Here is a 15711-nt window from a genome sequence, read left to right on the forward strand (position 1 = left end):
GCCGGCAAGCCCCGGATGCCCGACGATCATGAGGTTGCCGGCCAGCGGCCGACACTACCGGCAATGCGTCATCGCGTGCGCGATGTCATCAACGGAATCTACAATAGGCGGTCTTTCTTTCCCGGACCGCCCATGAAACTGCCTGCCGCCTGGCTGTGCTGCCTGTTGCTGACCTCGCCGGCCTGGGCCGCGGACACCGTGGTCACCGGCAAGGTGTATCTGGAGCGTGACGGCAAACCTGGCCGCGGTGCGACCGATCCGGGCCTGGCCGGGGTGCAGGTCTCCAACGGCGAGGCCATCGTCAAGACCGCCGCCGACGGCAGCTACAGCCTGCCGGTGCGCGACGGACAGACCGTATTCGTGATCAAGCCCGATGCGTATTCGTTCCCGAAGGCGGCCGATGGCCTGCCTTCGTTCTGGCGCCACTATCGCCCGAACGGTTCGCCGGCGCTGAAGTACGGTGGCATCGCCGCCACCAGCGATGTCACCCGCAACTGGGATTTCGCCCTGCAGTCGGATCGCCATGACAGCCGCCGTGGTTTCCAGATGCTGGTGTTCACCGACTCCCAGACCGCCAGCCTGAAGGATATCGGCTACTACCAGCAGTCGATCGTCGCGCCATTGGTGGGACAGACCAAGGCGCGCATGGGCACCACCCTGGGTGACATCGTCAACGACGACCTGACCCTGTATCCGGCGATCAACAAGGTCACCACCGGACTTGGCGTACCGTGGTTCCACGTGCCGGGCAACCACGATCTCGACTTCGATGCGGCCAGCGACGAACACTCGCTGGACAGCTGGCGCAACATCTACGGTCCGGACACCTACGCGGTGGAAGAGGGCGGCGCCAGTTTCGTGTTCCTGGACGACGTGGTGTACGACCCCAAGGCCAAGCCGAAGTACATCGGCGGCCTGCGCGAAGACCAGTTCGCCTTCCTCGCCAGCTACCTGAAGAGCCTGCACAAGGATCGCCTGCTGGTGCTGGGCATGCACATCCCGCTGTTCGACGCGGCGCCGGGACGCGAGACCTTCCGCCATGCCGACCGCCAGCGCCTGTTCGACCTGCTGAAGGACTTCCGCAACGTGCTGGTGCTCAGCGGCCACAGCCACACCCAGCAGCACGTCTACCATGGCAAGGCCGAGGGCTGGAACGGCGACAAGCCGCTGCACGAATACAACGTCGGCGCCAACTGCGGTGCGTTCTGGTCGGGCGTCAAGAACGCCGCCGGCGTGCCGGACAGCACCATGAGCGATGGCACGCCGAAGGGCTATGCGTTGCTCGACGTGGCCGGCAATGGCAGCTACAGACTGCAGTACCGCGTGGCCGGAAAACCGGCCAGCGAGCAGATCGGCCTGCATGCGCCGAAGGTGCTGCGCCAGGGCGCCTACCCGGCCTGGGGCATCTATGCCAACGTCTACATGGGTGAGGATGCCAGCGTGGTCGAGTACCGCGTCGATGGTGGCGCCTGGCAGCCGATGAAGCAGGTCAGCCAACCCGATCCGCGCCTGATGGTGGAGAACGTGGCCGACGATCTTGCAGACAGCCTGCGTGGCTACGACCGCTCGCCGGAGGCCACCGCATCGCCGCACCTGTGGCGTGGCGCGCTGCCGACCGATCTGGCCGTGGGCAGCCACAAGGTCGAGGTACGCTCCACCCAGCCTGATGGTGCAGTGTTCACCGCCACCACCAGCTACAGCCTGCAGACTGCCCAGCCCTGATCCACGGCGCCGCTGCCCAACGCGAAAGGACCCCGCATGGATATCCGCTTCATGGCCGGCACCACGCCGGTGACCCTCAGCCGCCACTGGTTCACCGGCGCGATGCTGCTGCAGAGCGCTACCGAGAAGGTCTGGGTGCAGCACCCGCTGCATCCGGGCACCCACTTTTCGTTCTCGCTGGTACAGTCGTGGATGCGGCGGATCGCCGGCCACGAAGTACTGGTTGAGCGCACCCGGCCGTTGTTGTTCGCCGGCTTCCGCCCGCAGCGGCTGCGCGTGCTGGTGGATGGGGTGCAGGTGGCCGAACAGGAAGGCATGTAGGCCAACCTGAACCACCGGCGCGCTAGGCAAAGCCGTCCCGATGCCTGAGAATCGGGGCGATTCAATCGATCCAAGCAGGCCAGCGTGACCATCGCAGCAGCGTCCCCGGTTTCCTCCGACTCCGCCCGCGGCGGTCTTCCGCGCCATCTGGTCGTCGCCGATGTCGGCGGCACCTTTGCCCGCCTTGCGCTAGCTGAAACCCGATCCGGCCAGGCACCCCTGCTGGGCAGCCATCGCACCTATGCCTGCGCCGAGCATCCCAGCCTGGCCGCGATCCTGGCCGATTTCACCGCTGGCCTTGGCCAGCCGGTGCAGACCGCGGTGGTGGCCATTGCCGGCCTGCTCGATGGCGATGTGCTGATCAATTCCAACCTGCCGTGGACGGTGTCGCTGTCGGTCACCCGCGCGCAGTCCGGGCTGCACGAGCTGCAGCTGATCAACGATTTCGAGGCGGTGGCGCTGGCCATCCCTTATCTGCAGCCGGACACGCTGGTGCCGCTGAACGGCGATGCTGATCCGGCGCAGGCATTCCCGGCGCTGGTGCTGGGTGCCGGTACCGGCCTGGGCGCCGCACTGCGCTTTGCCGACGGCGAGCGCCCGGTGCTGGCCAGCGAGATCGGCCATGCCGCGCTTGGCGCCGGCAACGCGCTGGAACTGCAGGTGCTGGGCAAGCTGCTGCAGCGTTGGGCGCACGTGGACAACGAACGCGTGCTGTCCGGCAGCGGCCTGATGAACCTGTACCCGTGCCTGTGCGAACTGCGCGGCGTCACCCCGGTGTGGACCAGCACCGAGGCACTGATCGGCGCCGCACGCAGCGGCGAGGATGCGCTGGCCGTGGAAACACTGCAGGTGTTCTGTGCGTGGCTGGGCAGCCTGGCCGGCGACGCAGCGATCGCCGTCGGTGCACGTTCGGTGTACCTGGCCGGAGGCATTTCCGCGCATGTGCAGGATTTCCTGGCCGATGGCCGCTTCCGTGAGCGCTTCCTCAACAAGGGCGTGCTGACCGAGGTGCTGCGCCAGGTGCCGGTATGGCGAGTGGAGCACGGCCAGTTGGGCGTGCTCGGCGCAGCGGTCTGGCACGCCGCACGGCAGCCCACGCACGACTGATCGGCAGGGTCGGCATCGGGCCGGCCGTGCATTGCAGACTGGGAGGGGAAGATGATGGATCGCAGGCAGTTCCTGCAGGCCGGTGCACTGGCTGCAGGCATGGCGGCTTTGCCGGGCGTGCAGGCGCGCACGCAGAGTGGGGCCAAGGTGGTTTCGACCTGGGACTTCGGCGTACCGGCCAACCAGGCCGCGTGGAAGGTACTGGCGCAGGGCGGCAGCGCGCTGGATGCGGTGGAAGCAGGCGCACGCTGGGCCGAGAGCGAGCTGTGCAACCCCACCGTCGGCCATTGTGGCAACCCGGATCGCGACGGCGTGCTGAGCCTGGACGCGAGCATCATGGATGGCGATGGCCGTTGTGGCGCAGTGGCCGCGCTGGTCGACATCCTGCATCCGGTGTCGGTGGCCCGCAAAGTGATGGAGAACAGCCCACACGTGCTGCTGGTGGGCGAGGGCGCGCAGCAGTTCGCGATGCAGCAGGGTTTCGAGCGCAAGCACCTGCTGACGCCGCAGGCCGAAGCGGCCTGGCGCGAGTGGCTGAAGACGGAGAAGTATCAGCCGCAGATCAACGCCGAGCGCCGTGGTATTCCCGGCAACAGCGACAACCACGACACCATTGGCATGCTGGCGCTGGATGCCAAGGGCCACCTTGCAGGTGCCTGCACCACCAGCGGCATGGCCTGGAAGCTGCACGGCCGGGTCGGCGACAGCCCGATCATCGGTGCCGGCCTGTATGTCGACAACGACGTGGGCGCGGCCACTGCTTCGGGCGTGGGTGAAGAGATGATCCGCAACGCCGCTTCGTTCCTGGTGGTCGAACTGATGCGCCAGGGGCGCTCGCCGGCACAGGCCTGCCGTGAAGCCATCGACCGCGTGGTGCGCAAGCGCCCCGAAGCGAGCAAGACATTGCAGGTCTGCTTCCTGGCCATGAACAAGCAGGGCGAGGTGGGCGCCTACGCGTTGCATCGCGGCTTCGTCTACGCCGTGTGCGATGCGCAGCGCCAGGATGACCTGCGCGACTCGCCGTCGATCTACACGAGCACCCAGGCGTGAGCACGCGGCTGACCCTGGAGATCGCCAGCAACTCGCTGGCCTCGGCGCTGGCCGCCCAGGCCGGCGGCGCCGACCGCATCGAGCTGTTCGACAACCTGGCCGAGGGTGGCACCACGCCGTCGTTCGCCAGCATCGCGATTGCGCGCGAACGCCTGTCGATTCCGCTGTTCGTGCTGGTGCGACCCCGCCCGGGCGACTTCCACTACGACGCGCTGGAAACCGAACTGATGCTGCGTGACATCGCGCAGTGCCGCGCGTTGGGTTGCGATGGCGTGGTGATCGGTGCGCTGGATGTGCAGGGCGGCATCGACCTGGCGCTGTGCCGTGAACTGGTGCAGGCTGCAGGGTCGCTGCAGGTGACCTTCCACCGCGCCTTCGATGCCGCCCGCGATCTGCCGGCGGCACTGGAACAGGTGATCGAACTGGGTTGCCAGCGCGTGCTGACCTCGGGCGGGCAGGTCAGTGCCGAGGTCGGTGCCGATGTGCTGGCGGGCCTGGTCACCCAGGCGGCGGGACGTATCACGGTGATGGCCGGCGCCGGGCTGGGCCCGGCCAATGTCGCCGCCGTCGCACGACGCAGCGGCTGCACCGAACTGCACGCCTCGGCCAAAGGCCTGCGGCGCTCGGCCATGCAGTTCCAGAACCCGGACCTGCGCGGGCTGGACCCGGACTGGAGCCAGACCGCCACCGCGACCGTGGCCGCGCTGCGACAGGCGCTGGACGGCTGAGAGCTGCCCGGGGTCGGATCCCTTCGCAGAAGGGCTCTGACCCCACCCGACGCAATCGGGTCAGAGCCCCTCTGCGAGGGGATCCGACCCCGGACGCTGGCTTGCGCCGGACAAACCCGTTCCGCGCGCGATTGTCGCGATCATGTCATTGACGTGTGCGCTGTTCTCTCAGCGATGTTTCGCAACCCTTTGATTGTTCTGGATACCTGCGGCCGATAGCGGCATTGCACCGGGCATTGCTGCGTCGCCGCATGCCCGGCGTGGTTCAGCTGTGCTTTAGTTTGGATCGATCCACAGGGGAGGGCGTCGGGACGGTCTTGAACCGATCCAGGTGCCCGGATCAGCTGTAGTGCCGCGCCACCACCCGTCCGTGCGTCCACACTTTCGAAGAGCAACCACCCATGGCTCAGATCGTCCGCAAGCGTCGTCACCTGCTGTCCCAGGCCCTGGTCCTGGCCCTGTTGCCCCTGGCTGCCAGCGCGCAGGAGGCCGCCAGTTCATCCACCAAGGATCTCGACGCGGTCACCGTCACCGGCTCGCGCATCAAGCGCGCCAGCGTCGAAGGCCCGGCACCGGTCAACGTGATCACCGCCGCGCAGATCCAGAAGGAAGGCTTCGTCAGCGTGTACGACGCGCTGAAGACCCTCACCGAAGCGACCGGCACTGTTGAGGCCGCCTCGCAGTGGGGTTCGCATACGCCCAATGCCAGCGGCCTGAACCTGCGCGGGATGGGCCCGAACCGCTCGCTGCTGCTGGTCAACGGCCGTCGCGTGGCCGACTACCCGCTGCCCTATGGCGGCGAAACCAACTTCTCCAACTACGGCAACATTCCCGCTGCCGCAGTCGAACGCATCGAAGTGCTGACCGGTGGCGCCTCGGCCATCTATGGGTCGGATGCGATCGCCGGCGTGGTCAACGTCATCCTCAAGACCAACTACGACGGCGACGAGGTGCGCGTGCGTGGCGGCACCTCCACCGAGGGTGGGCGCGACACCTGGGACCTGTCCTGGGCCGGCGGCAAGACCGGCGACAACTGGAGCGTGACCTACGCGCTGCAGTACACCAAGCGCGATCCGTTGTTCGGCCGTGACCGCCCGCAGATGGACGACGCCGATGATGCGCCGTACCCGTCCTGGAACATGGAACAACGCAAGGTCGGCTTCCGTCCTACCGCCGGTCTGGCGCTGATCGATCCGACCACGGGCCAGCGCCTGGCGCCGCCCACCGGCACCTGCGAGAAGTTCGGCAGTGAGTACTACACCGCCGATCGACTGGTCTACAACTACGCCGCCAACACCATCACCAACACCGGTCGCCTGTGCGGCATGAGCGCCGACTACGCCAACTGGCTGCTTACCGGCGGCGCCGAGAACGTGTCCGGCAACCTGTATGCCACCTTCGATTTCAGCAATGACCTGCAGGCCTGGACCAATCTGGCGGTCTACCGTTCCGAAGCGATCTGGGGCACCAATCCGCCCGGCGTGTCGCTGGTCGACGATGACAACGGCTACTACTGGGACGCCAACCGCAACCGTCCGATTCTTGGCGTGCGCCAGTTCACCCCGAATGAGGTTGGCGGGCTGGATACGTTGCGCAACACCAACCGCGAACTGTCCTGGGACTGGAGCGCCGGCCTGCGTGGCCGCCTCGCCGACCGCTTCGACTGGAGCGCCACGGTAGGGCGCTCGTACTACCGCGTGGAAGAGCGGCAGAACGTGGTCGACAAGCAGAAGTCGTACGACTACTTCCTCGGCCCGAAGCTGGGCACCACGGCCGATGGCGAGGCGATCTACGCCTTGAACGAATCGCGCTGGTGGAATCCGCTGACGCCGGACCAGTACTGGCAGATGGGTACGGTGGCGAAGAACCGTGCGGCGTCCTGGGTCAACCAGGCCTCGGCGGATATCACCGGCGAACTGTACCAGGGCTGGGCCGGCCCGATCTCGTTCGCCGCGGTGGCTGAAGTCGCGCAGCAGGGTTATCACCTCAGCCCCGACCCACGCGCCGGCATCGACTTCGACCTGCAGAACGTCGATCGCGGTGGCGGCGAGCGCACCCGCTATTCGGCCGGCGTCGAATTCAAGATTCCGCTGCTGGACAGCGTGACCGCCACTGCGGCCGCGCGCTATGACCGCTATGGCAACTACAAGGCCGACGACAGCAGCGAAGCACTGAACATCGGCAGCCAGAAGGAAACCACCTGGAACGTCGGCCTGGAATGGCGCCCGGTTGAATCGTTGCTGGTGCGTGGCTCCTATGCCACCAGCTTCCATGCGCCGGACATGCATTACCTGCTGGGCCAGCCGAGCAGCTCCGAAGTGCAGACCTATGACCGCCTGCGCTGCATCCAGAGTGGCGCGTACCTGGTCAACAACTGCGGCGTGGGCAACACCGATGTCTGGTACACCTTCGACGTGAACCGGCGTGGCACGCCGCTGCTGCGCTCGGAAACCGGTGATTCGTGGACGGTCGGTTTCGTCTGGGACGTGATGCCGAACCTGTCGGTCAGTGCCGACTACTGGGCGATCAAGCTGGAAGACATGATCGTCGACGTCGGCGCCGATGAGGTGCTGGCCAGCGAGGCCGGCTGCCTGACCGGCAAGAACATCGATGGCACGCCATGGGCCAATCCGGCCGGTGGCGAATACTGCGCCGGCATCCTGGCCCGCGTGAACCGTGACAGCAGCGGCCGCCTGGTGTCGATCGAGCGCGGCCCGTTCAACCTGGCCAGCCGCGAAGTGCGTGGTGTCGACCTGACCGCACGCTATCGCCTGGAAACCGCGCAGTGGGGCAGCTTCCAGCTGGGCCTGAACTACACCAACCAGATCTCGACCAAGGAACAGCGCTACGCCAACGATCCGAATCCGGAACGCCGCGACCGCGACCTGCGCAGCAAGCTGCGCGCGAGCCTGGCCTGGCAGCGCGGCAACTGGAATGCCAATGTCTATGCCGACCGCGTGGGCTCGGTGCCGGGCGTGCGCTACCACTGGGGCACCGACCGCCTGGACAACCCCGGCGGCTGCCTGCCGTTCGCCGACGGCTACGTGCCCAGCGACAGCCCGTCGCTGAACTGCCTGGAGCCGGCGACACGTCCGGACGGCTCGCCGAACCCGAACCCCAATGCCGGGCAGCAGACGGCGCGCTACTACGGTCGAGTGGGGCCGTTCATCACCTGGAACTTCAACGTGGGCTACCAGGTGACCGAACACGCGAAGGTAAACGTGTACGTCAACAACGCCTTCAACGCCGCCAGCTGGAACCACAAGGACCCGTACAAGCTGGATTACGACTTCGCCCCGACCCGCCTGCTGGGGGCGGTCGGCCGCGAGTTCGCGTTGGAGTACGTGTTCACCTTCTGAGCAGACCCGCAGGGGGCGCCGGGCCTGATCCGCCTGGCGCCTCCGTCCGCTCAGCAGTTCCACGCCATGCGTGGATGAACCCCATCATGAACCCCCGGGGTGGCTGGATTTGACCTTCCCACGATGGCAAGGTTTAGCCTGTCCGCATCCAGAAGGAACCCCGGGAATCCGATCATGAGCATGCCCCGCGCCACTGCAGCCCCCGCAAGCCCTGCCACCATCAGCCTGCCCATCGAGGGCATGACCTGCGCCAGCTGTGTCGGCCGGGTCGAGGCGGCGCTGTCCAGGGTCGAAGGCGTGGGCAGTGTTTCGGTCAATCTGGCCACCGAACGCGCCGATATCCGCCCGTCCGGTCCGGTCGATCGGGCCGCGTTGATCCAGGCGGTGGAGCGGGTGGGCTACGACGTGCCCCCCGCCACCGTTGAACTGGCCGTGGAAGGCATGACCTGCGCCTCCTGCGTGGGCCGCGTGGAGCGCGCGTTGCTGGCGGTGCCAGGCGTGAGCCAGGCCAGCGTGAACCTGGCCACGGAGCGTGCGACCGTGCGCGGCGTGGCTGATACGGCCGCCCTGGTTGCGGCCATCGACAAGGTCGGCTACGCCGCCCGCCCGATCGAGGCCGGTGTGCAGTCTGATGATGAAGCCGCTGAAAAGAAGGATGCCGAGCGCGCCGAACTGAAGCGCGACCTGATCGTGGCGACCGCGCTGGCGCTGCCGGTGTTCGTGCTGGAGATGGGCTCGCACCTGATTCCCGGCATGCACGAATGGGTGATGGCCACCATCGGCATGCAGGCCAGCTGGTACCTGCAGTTCGTACTGACCCTGCTGGTGCTGGCCATTCCCGGCCGCCGTTTCTACCAGAAGGGGTTCCCGGCACTGCTGCGGCTGGCGCCGGACATGAATTCACTGGTGGCGGTGGGCACCGCCGCGGCGTTTGGCTACTCGGTGGTGGCGACCTTTGCACCGCGGCTGCTGCCGCCGGGCACGGTGAACGTCTACTACGAAGCGGCCGCGGTCATCGTTGCGCTGATCCTGCTCGGCCGCTTCCTCGAGGCCCGCGCCAAGGGCCGTACCTCCGAAGCGATCAAGCGTCTGGTCAACCTGCAGGCCAAGGTCGCCCATGTGTTCCGTGACGGCCGCACCGTCGACATCCCGGTCAATGAAGTGCAGAGCGGCGACATGGTGGAAGTGCGGCCGGGCGAGCGCGTGCCGGTCGATGGCGAGGTGGTTGAAGGCCGCAGCTACATCGACGAATCGATGATCAGCGGCGAGCCGATCCCGGTCCAGAAGCAGCCGGGCAGCAGCGTGGTGGGCGGTACGGTCAACCAGAAGGGCGCACTGACGGTACGTGCCACGGCGGTGGGCGCGCAGACCATGCTGGCGCAGATCATCCGCATGGTCGAACAGGCGCAGGGCTCGAAGCTGCCGATCCAGGCGGTGGTCGACAAGGTCACGCTGTGGTTCGTGCCGGCGGTGATGCTGGCCGCGCTGGCGACCTTCCTGGTCTGGTTGATCTTCGGTCCGTCACCGGCGCTGAGCTTCGCGCTGGTCAATGCGGTGGCGGTGCTGATCATTGCCTGCCCATGCGCGATGGGGTTGGCGACGCCGACCTCGATCATGGTCGGGACCGGCCGTGGCGCTGAAATGGGTGTGCTGTTCCGCAAGGGCGAGGCGCTGCAGCTGCTGAAGGACGCGCAGGTGGTGGCGGTGGACAAGACCGGTACGCTGACCGAGGGCCGCCCGCGCTTGACCGATCTGGAGATCGCCAGCGGTTTTGACCCCGGCACGGTGCTGGCGGCGGTGGCGGCGGTGGAGTCGCGCTCGGAGCATCCGATTGCCCGCGCCATCGTCGATGCAGCCACCGAGCAGGGCATCGCGCTGCCGTCGATGGTCGATTTCGAATCGGTCACCGGCATGGGCGTGCGTGCCAACGTTGATGGCGCGCGGGTGGAGGTCGGTGCCGATCGCTTCATGCGCGACCTGGGCGTGGACATCACTTTGTTCGCGACGCTGGCGGCAGAGCTGGGCACCCAGGGCAAGTCGCCGCTGTATGCCGCCATCGACGGCCGCCTGGCCGCAATCATCGCGGTATCCGATCCGATCAAGCCGAGCACGCCGGCCGCAATCGCGGCACTGCATCAGCTTGGCCTGAAGGTGGCGATGGTCACCGGTGACAACGCTGGTACCGCGCAGGCGATCGCGCGCCAGCTCGGCATCGACGAAGTGGTGGCCGAGGTGCTGCCGGAAGGCAAGGTCGAGGCGGTGCGCCGCTTGAAGGCCACGCATGGCCATGTCGCCTTCGTCGGCGACGGCATCAACGATGCGCCGGCACTGGCTGAAGCCGATGTCGGCCTGGCCATCGGGACCGGCACGGATATCGCAGTGGAATCGGCCGATGTGGTGCTGATGTCGGGCAACCTGCAGGGGGTGCCGAATGCCATCGCGCTGTCGAAGGCGACGCTGGGCAACATCCGGCAGAACCTGTTCTGGGCCTTCGCCTACAACACCGCGTTGATTCCGGTGGCCGCCGGCGTGCTGTACCCGGTCTGGGGCGTGCTGCTGTCACCGGTGTTCGCGGCCGGTGCAATGGCACTGTCCAGCGTGTTCGTACTGGGCAACGCGCTGCGCCTGCGCCGTTTCCAGCCACCGATGGCAGATGCCGCCGCAGCGACCCATTGAAGGAGATCCGTATGAACATCGGTGAAGCTGCCAAGGCCTCCAGCGTGTCGGCGAAGATGATCCGCTACTACGAACAGATCGGTCTGATTCCCGCCGCTGATAGAACCGAGTCGGGCTACCGGGCGTATTCGCAGGCGGACATCCACCGTCTGCGCTTCATTCGCCGCGCGCGCGATCTCGGCTTCCAGGTGGCCGAGATCACTGATCTTCTGGGCCTCTGGAATGACACCTCGCGGCACAGCGCCGACGTGAAGCACCTGGCCGAACAGCACATTGCCGATCTGGAACAGCGCATCGAGCACATGCGGCAGATGGCCGACACGCTGAAATCGCTGATCAGTTGTTGTGCCGGCGACGAGCGCCCGGAGTGCCCGATCCTGCAGCGGCTGGGTGAGGACGATCAGACGCCGGTGCCGGTCGATACCGCGAAGACCGGTGCGGTGCGGCGGCGTACGCACAAGCATTGACTCGATATCGCATGCATGAAAAAGCCCGCCGGGTGCAGCGGCACCGGGCGGGCTTTCCTGTGTGAGACGGGGGCAGGGGATCAGGCAGTACGCGGCGGGAAGCCTGCGTCGTTCACTGCGGCGAAGACGTCTTCCTGCGATGCGGTGGTCTGCACCTTGACCAGGCCGGTCGGCGGGTCGGCGACCACGCTGGCGTTGGGATCGATCTGCTGGATCGCACGGGTCACGCTGCGCGCGCAGCCGCCGCAGGTCATGCCATCGACATGGAATTCCATCTGTAGCTCCTTCGGTGCTCTTGGGGTGGAGTCAGTGTGCACCTTCCAACGATGGCAGGGTCAAGCGCCGGGCTGAACGAAAGGCAAGCGCCGACAAGAAAAAACGGCAGCCACCTGTACCAGCGCGGCTGCCGTGGAGGAACGTCCCCGCCAGGGCGGGGCGTGGGTTGCACCGGGGCACGCCCGGGCAACCCGGTGTTGCCTTAGAACTTCCAGGTAGCGCCGAAGTACAGCTGGCGGCCTGCATAGGTATTGGAGATCAGGCGTGCCTTGGTGTCGCTTCCCAGGTGCACGCGCTGCTCGGACTTGGTGGCATTGATCACCGAGGCGGTCAGGGTCCAGTCCGGGGTCAGGTTGTAGGCCACGTTCAGGTCCAGCTGGTCATACGGCTCGGTGTAGACGGTGAGGCCATTGTTGAGCCCACCGACCACCTGGCCGCGACGGTTGAACGAGGCGCGCGCGAGGAACTTCTCGTTCTCGTAGAAGACCGTCACGTTGGCCTGGTTCTTGGCGCTGCCGACCAGCGGCGAGGAGCCGATTTCCTGGCCGTCCAGAACAATGGAAGCCAGGTTGGTGTCGTTGTAGGTGTAGTTGGCCTGCACGCCGAAGCCGAAATCGAAGGTGTACTGGCCATACAGCTCGACGCCCTGCGACACACCATCGCGGCCATTGGCCTGGGTCTCGTAGCGCTGCACGTTCACCGCTTCACCGTTGATGACCATGGGCGTGTCGCGCACCACCGGCAGGGTGAAGTTGTCCACGTTCTTGCGGAACAGGCTGACGCCGGCGACCGCGCCCGGCTGGAAGTACCACTCCAGGCCCAGGTCGAACTGGGTGGCCTTGAACGGCTCCAGCTGCTTGTTGCTGCCCTGGCCGACCCAGCCTGCGGTCGATGCGCCACCGGCAACGCGGCGATCATTGACGTACTCCTCGCTGTAGTAGCTCAGTGCGCCCGGTGCTGCGATGTCGGTGTAGCCAGGGCGGGCGATCACCTTCGATGCGGCACCACGCAGCACCAGCGTGTCGGTGATGTCCCATGCAATGTTGAAACTCGGCAGCACGTCGGTGTAGGTGCGGTCCACGCCGATCAGGCTGTAGGTCTTGCTCTGCGCCAGGTCATGCGGCAGGCGCACGAAGCCGCTCTCGCAGCTGTAGGTCGGGTAGGCCGCAGCGGCGGGATCGGTGCACGCCATCGGCGCGCCGGACGCGTTGTCCAGGAAGTAGTCGTTGAACTTCTCGATCGAGTCGGAAGACTGCGCGAACTGCTTGGTGCGCACCACACGCACGCCGACATTGCCGCGCAGGCGCTCGGTGCGGAAGTTGGCCTGGAAGTAGCCGGAGTAGATCTTCTCGTTGACGTTGTAGACGAAGTCTTCCTCGGTACGGTTGTGCGAACCACCGTAGGTCTTGTTCAGATAGTCGATGTACGCCGGGTAGTTGATGCCCGGGAACACGTTGGCATTGAAGCCACCGGCAATGTTGCTGATCGGGTTCGACAGGAAGAAGCCGGGCTGCGCATCGCCGGCAGTCGGATCGCAGCCACTCTGGTAGCGGCTGTTGTCATAGTCGGCCGGGTCACGGCCCGGGCATACCCAGTAGGTGTTGCCGGTGTTGCGGTGGACCTTGCCATCACGGTACTTGGCACCGAACTGGATCGAATCCAGCCAACCGGACTCGAACAGCTTGGTCACGTCGGCCTGGAAGTAGTTCTGCTTGACCTCGGTGCGCTTCCACGACGAATCGGTCGAGCCGGTGTCGACTTCGGCGATGCCGTTCATCAACTGCTGCTGCAGGTCGGGCGAGAAGGTGGCAGACGGCGTGCCGGTCAGGTCCCATGCGCTGTACTGGTTACCGGACAGGTAGTCGTTGCCGACCTTGCGGCGCGGCTTGGCCGACATGCGGAAGTTCATCGACGGACCACCTTCAGACCAGGTGCGGCCACCGGTGAACGAGGCCTTCCACAGCGGGCTGATGTCCCAGTCGATGGTCAGGTCGGCGGTCTGCGACAGCGCCTTTTCCTTGCTGTAGCCACCGGTCAGCTGCGGTGTCGGAATCGTGCAGTCGTCCGGGCCCCAGCCGCCGGGCTTGAGGCCGGCGGCCTTGGCCTGGTCTTCGCTGCAGTAGTAGGTCTTTCCGGCCAGCTTTTCGAACTGGGCACCGGTGACGGTGTTGCCGCTGGGGTCGAAATCCAGGCCGTTGAGCAGGCGGCCGCCGGCCCAGTTTCCATCGCCGTTGAAGCGGGCCATGCTCCATTCCGGAATCTTCAGCATGTTCTGGGTGTAGTCACCCTGCAGCTCGAAGCGGAAGTAGTTGGCGGTCATCGTGACGTTGTCGACCGGCTTGAACTGGAAGGTCAGCTGGCCGCCCTTGCGCTCGCGCTTTTCTTGCTTCACGGCGAAGTTGACCGAGGTCGGCATGAAGAAGTCGCTGTAGTTGCCGCCGGTCTGGTTGTTGAAGCCGGACTTGCCCCACCAGTAGTGGATGCCGTCCTGCTGCTGCACGTTGCCATAGGCGTCGCGTGCCTTGCCGGCGCCGTACCACTGGTAGTCCTCGGTGCTGGCTTCCATGGTACGGGTCGTGCGCTTCTGCTGCGTCACGCCGACCAGCACGCCGAAACGCTCATCCTTGCTGTGCCACGAATACAGGGCCGAGGCCTGCGGGTCGATATCGTGGTGGGTATCGGAGGAGGTGCCCTCAAGCGTGACGAAGCCCGAGTTGGACTCCATGTCCAGCGGACGGCGGGTGTGCAGGATGACCGTACCGCCGATGCCGCCTTCGTCGATGCGTGCTTCCGGCGACTTGAACAGCTCGGCGCTGGACAGCATGTTCGACGGCAGCAGGGTGTAGTTGAACGAGCGGGTGGCTTCGTCGTTGGTTTCCGACGTGGCCACGTAGTTGCCATTCAACTGGGTCAGGGTCAGGTCCGGCGCAAGGCCGCGCACGCTGACACTCTTGCCTTCACCACCGCTGCGGGTGATGACCACGCCGGGCACGCGCTGCAGTGCGTCGGCCACGTTCTTGTCGGGGAACTTGCCGACGTCCTCGGCGGTGATCACTTCGACAACGGCGTTGGCGTCGCGCTTCTGCTCAAGGCTCTTTTCGATGGCGTAGCGGTAGCCGGTGACCTGGACGCTGTCCAGGTTGGTGGCTTCCTGCGAGCCGCTGGTGGTTGCCTGCTGCGCGGCGGCGCCGGCCGGAACGACGGCGGCGGCCAAGGCCAGCGCGACGGCCAGCGACAATGCGTCCTGGCCATGCGTACGTGTTGAATGCTTCATTCCCATCTCTCCCTCTCTCCTGGATTGATCCGGTGACGTGGCACGGACAACTTGAATCGATCTAATTTGAAGTGACATTGTCGCTATCGCCATGCAGTGGCAGTTGCACCGTGCGCGTGGCCTGGTACGTCCTGTTGCCGCTCCCCCAACTCCCGGCCATCGCAATGTCGTCTTGGATCGATCTAAGCGATGGGCGGGCGTTTTTTAGCATGGGTCGCCCGTGGGCGCATGCTGCTCCGCAATATGGTACTGGCGTGGCGAAGGGATGACGGTTTGCTGAAAACAGTGAAATCGTTTTCGTGCGCAGGGGAGGGTGGGTCGGCAGGGCTGCGCCCTGCACCCGCGGTGTGCCGGCCGCTGGCCGGCAACAACCCAAAGCCAAAGCGGCTCTGGTTTTCTGCTGGTTTGGTGGGGCGGTGTGGGCTGGCAGGACACGCCGTAAACCCCCCTTCCGGGGTCCGGCCCAGCCGCTGGCGGCTGTGCGTTCGGGCGCTTGCGAAGCAGTGCTTCGCAAGCAAAGCGCCCTCACCCCTGGGGGCTCGATGGCGCCATCCATGGCGCCAACGGTCCTGCCAGCCCACATCGCCCCACCTTTGACAGTTTCCCGGTGACGGTTGGACTGATCCTGGAACTACATGGGGTCCTGGGGTCAGATCCGTTTTCCTTTGGAAAACGGATCTGACCCCAATCGATTTCGATATCCGACAGAGATTCATCCACGCATGGCGTGG

At 66.0% G+C, this 15711-nt stretch carries 10 protein-coding genes; 8 read left to right on the forward strand and 2 right to left on the reverse strand.

Going from position 1 to position 15711, the window contains the following annotated elements; translation table 11 throughout:
* Positions 1 to 132: 132 nt before the first annotated feature.
* The 8 genes from ACSYAO_RS09220 to cueR all read left to right on the forward strand — a co-directional run bounded on the left by ACSYAO_RS09220 (position 133) and on the right by cueR (position 11430).
* Positions 133 to 1722, forward strand: a complete 1590-nt coding sequence (locus tag ACSYAO_RS09220) for a calcineurin-like phosphoesterase C-terminal domain-containing protein (RefSeq protein WP_076738990.1) — start codon at positions 133 to 135, stop codon at positions 1720 to 1722.
* Between the two features lie 36 nt (positions 1723 to 1758).
* Positions 1759 to 2043 (forward strand): hypothetical protein, encoded by a 285-nt coding sequence (locus ACSYAO_RS09225; protein WP_076738991.1) that lies wholly within the window; start codon positions 1759 to 1761, stop codon positions 2041 to 2043.
* Positions 2044 to 2127: 84 nt separating this feature from the next.
* Positions 2128 to 3150: a glucokinase gene (locus tag ACSYAO_RS09230; protein ID WP_076738992.1), complete on the forward strand. Its 1023-nt coding sequence runs from the start codon at positions 2128 to 2130 to the stop codon at positions 3148 to 3150.
* 51 nt (positions 3151 to 3201) lie between these two features.
* Complete coding sequence (locus ACSYAO_RS09235) at positions 3202 to 4200, forward strand: N(4)-(beta-N-acetylglucosaminyl)-L-asparaginase (protein WP_076738993.1); 999 nt, start codon at positions 3202 to 3204, stop codon at positions 4198 to 4200.
* Positions 4197 to 4928: a copper homeostasis protein CutC gene (locus ACSYAO_RS09240; RefSeq protein WP_099497639.1), complete on the forward strand. Its 732-nt coding sequence runs from the start codon at positions 4197 to 4199 to the stop codon at positions 4926 to 4928. Before ACSYAO_RS09235 ends, ACSYAO_RS09240 begins: the two co-directional genes overlap by 4 nt.
* Positions 4929 to 5329: 401 nt before the next feature.
* Positions 5330 to 8287 (forward strand): TonB-dependent receptor plug domain-containing protein, encoded by a 2958-nt coding sequence (locus ACSYAO_RS09245; RefSeq protein ID WP_076738995.1) that lies wholly within the window; start codon positions 5330 to 5332, stop codon positions 8285 to 8287.
* Between the two features lie 174 nt (positions 8288 to 8461).
* Positions 8462 to 10963, forward strand: a complete 2502-nt coding sequence (locus ACSYAO_RS09250; RefSeq protein WP_076738996.1) for a heavy metal translocating P-type ATPase — start codon at positions 8462 to 8464, stop codon at positions 10961 to 10963.
* 11 nt (positions 10964 to 10974) lie between these two features.
* Entirely contained in the window at positions 10975 to 11430 is a 456-nt protein-coding gene (gene cueR, locus ACSYAO_RS09255; RefSeq protein WP_005409440.1) for a Cu(I)-responsive transcriptional regulator, read from the forward strand.
* A gap of 80 nt (positions 11431 to 11510) precedes the next feature.
* Here the strand turns inward: cueR and ACSYAO_RS09260 are convergent, their stop codons facing one another.
* Both ACSYAO_RS09260 and ACSYAO_RS09265 read right to left on the reverse strand, forming a co-directional pair.
* Entirely contained in the window at positions 11511 to 11705 is a 195-nt protein-coding gene (locus ACSYAO_RS09260; protein WP_005409441.1) for a heavy-metal-associated domain-containing protein, read from the reverse strand.
* A gap of 203 nt (positions 11706 to 11908) precedes the next feature.
* Positions 11909 to 14986: a TonB-dependent receptor gene (locus tag ACSYAO_RS09265; RefSeq protein WP_440566849.1), complete on the reverse strand. Its 3078-nt coding sequence runs from the start codon at positions 14984 to 14986 to the stop codon at positions 11909 to 11911.
* Positions 14987 to 15711: the final 725 nt, after the last annotated feature.

Origin of the sequence: Stenotrophomonas sp. STK16_22 (assembly GCF_051984505.1) — a bacterium.
In the GTDB taxonomy this organism is placed as follows: Bacteria; Pseudomonadota; Gammaproteobacteria; order Xanthomonadales; family Xanthomonadaceae; genus Stenotrophomonas; species Stenotrophomonas maltophilia_A.

Bases quoted from the DNA above. Each gene is read 5' to 3' on its own strand.
- ACSYAO_RS09265 (WP_440566849.1), bottom strand. From the start codon at position 14,986: ATGGGAATGAAGCATTCAACACGTACGCATGGCCAGGACGCATTGTCG.
- ACSYAO_RS09260 (WP_005409441.1), bottom strand. From the start codon at position 11,705: ATGGAATTCCATGTCGATGGCATGACCTGCGGCGGCTGCGCGCGCAGC.
- ACSYAO_RS09220 (WP_076738990.1), top strand. From the start codon at position 133: ATGAAACTGCCTGCCGCCTGGCTGTGCTGCCTGTTGCTGACCTCGCCG.
- ACSYAO_RS09250 (WP_076738996.1), top strand. From the start codon at position 8,462: ATGAGCATGCCCCGCGCCACTGCAGCCCCCGCAAGCCCTGCCACCATC.
- ACSYAO_RS09235 (WP_076738993.1), top strand. From the start codon at position 3,202: ATGATGGATCGCAGGCAGTTCCTGCAGGCCGGTGCACTGGCTGCAGGC.
- ACSYAO_RS09245 (WP_076738995.1), top strand. From the start codon at position 5,330: ATGGCTCAGATCGTCCGCAAGCGTCGTCACCTGCTGTCCCAGGCCCTG.
- ACSYAO_RS09225 (WP_076738991.1), top strand. From the start codon at position 1,759: ATGGATATCCGCTTCATGGCCGGCACCACGCCGGTGACCCTCAGCCGC.
- cueR (WP_005409440.1), top strand. From the start codon at position 10,975: ATGAACATCGGTGAAGCTGCCAAGGCCTCCAGCGTGTCGGCGAAGATG.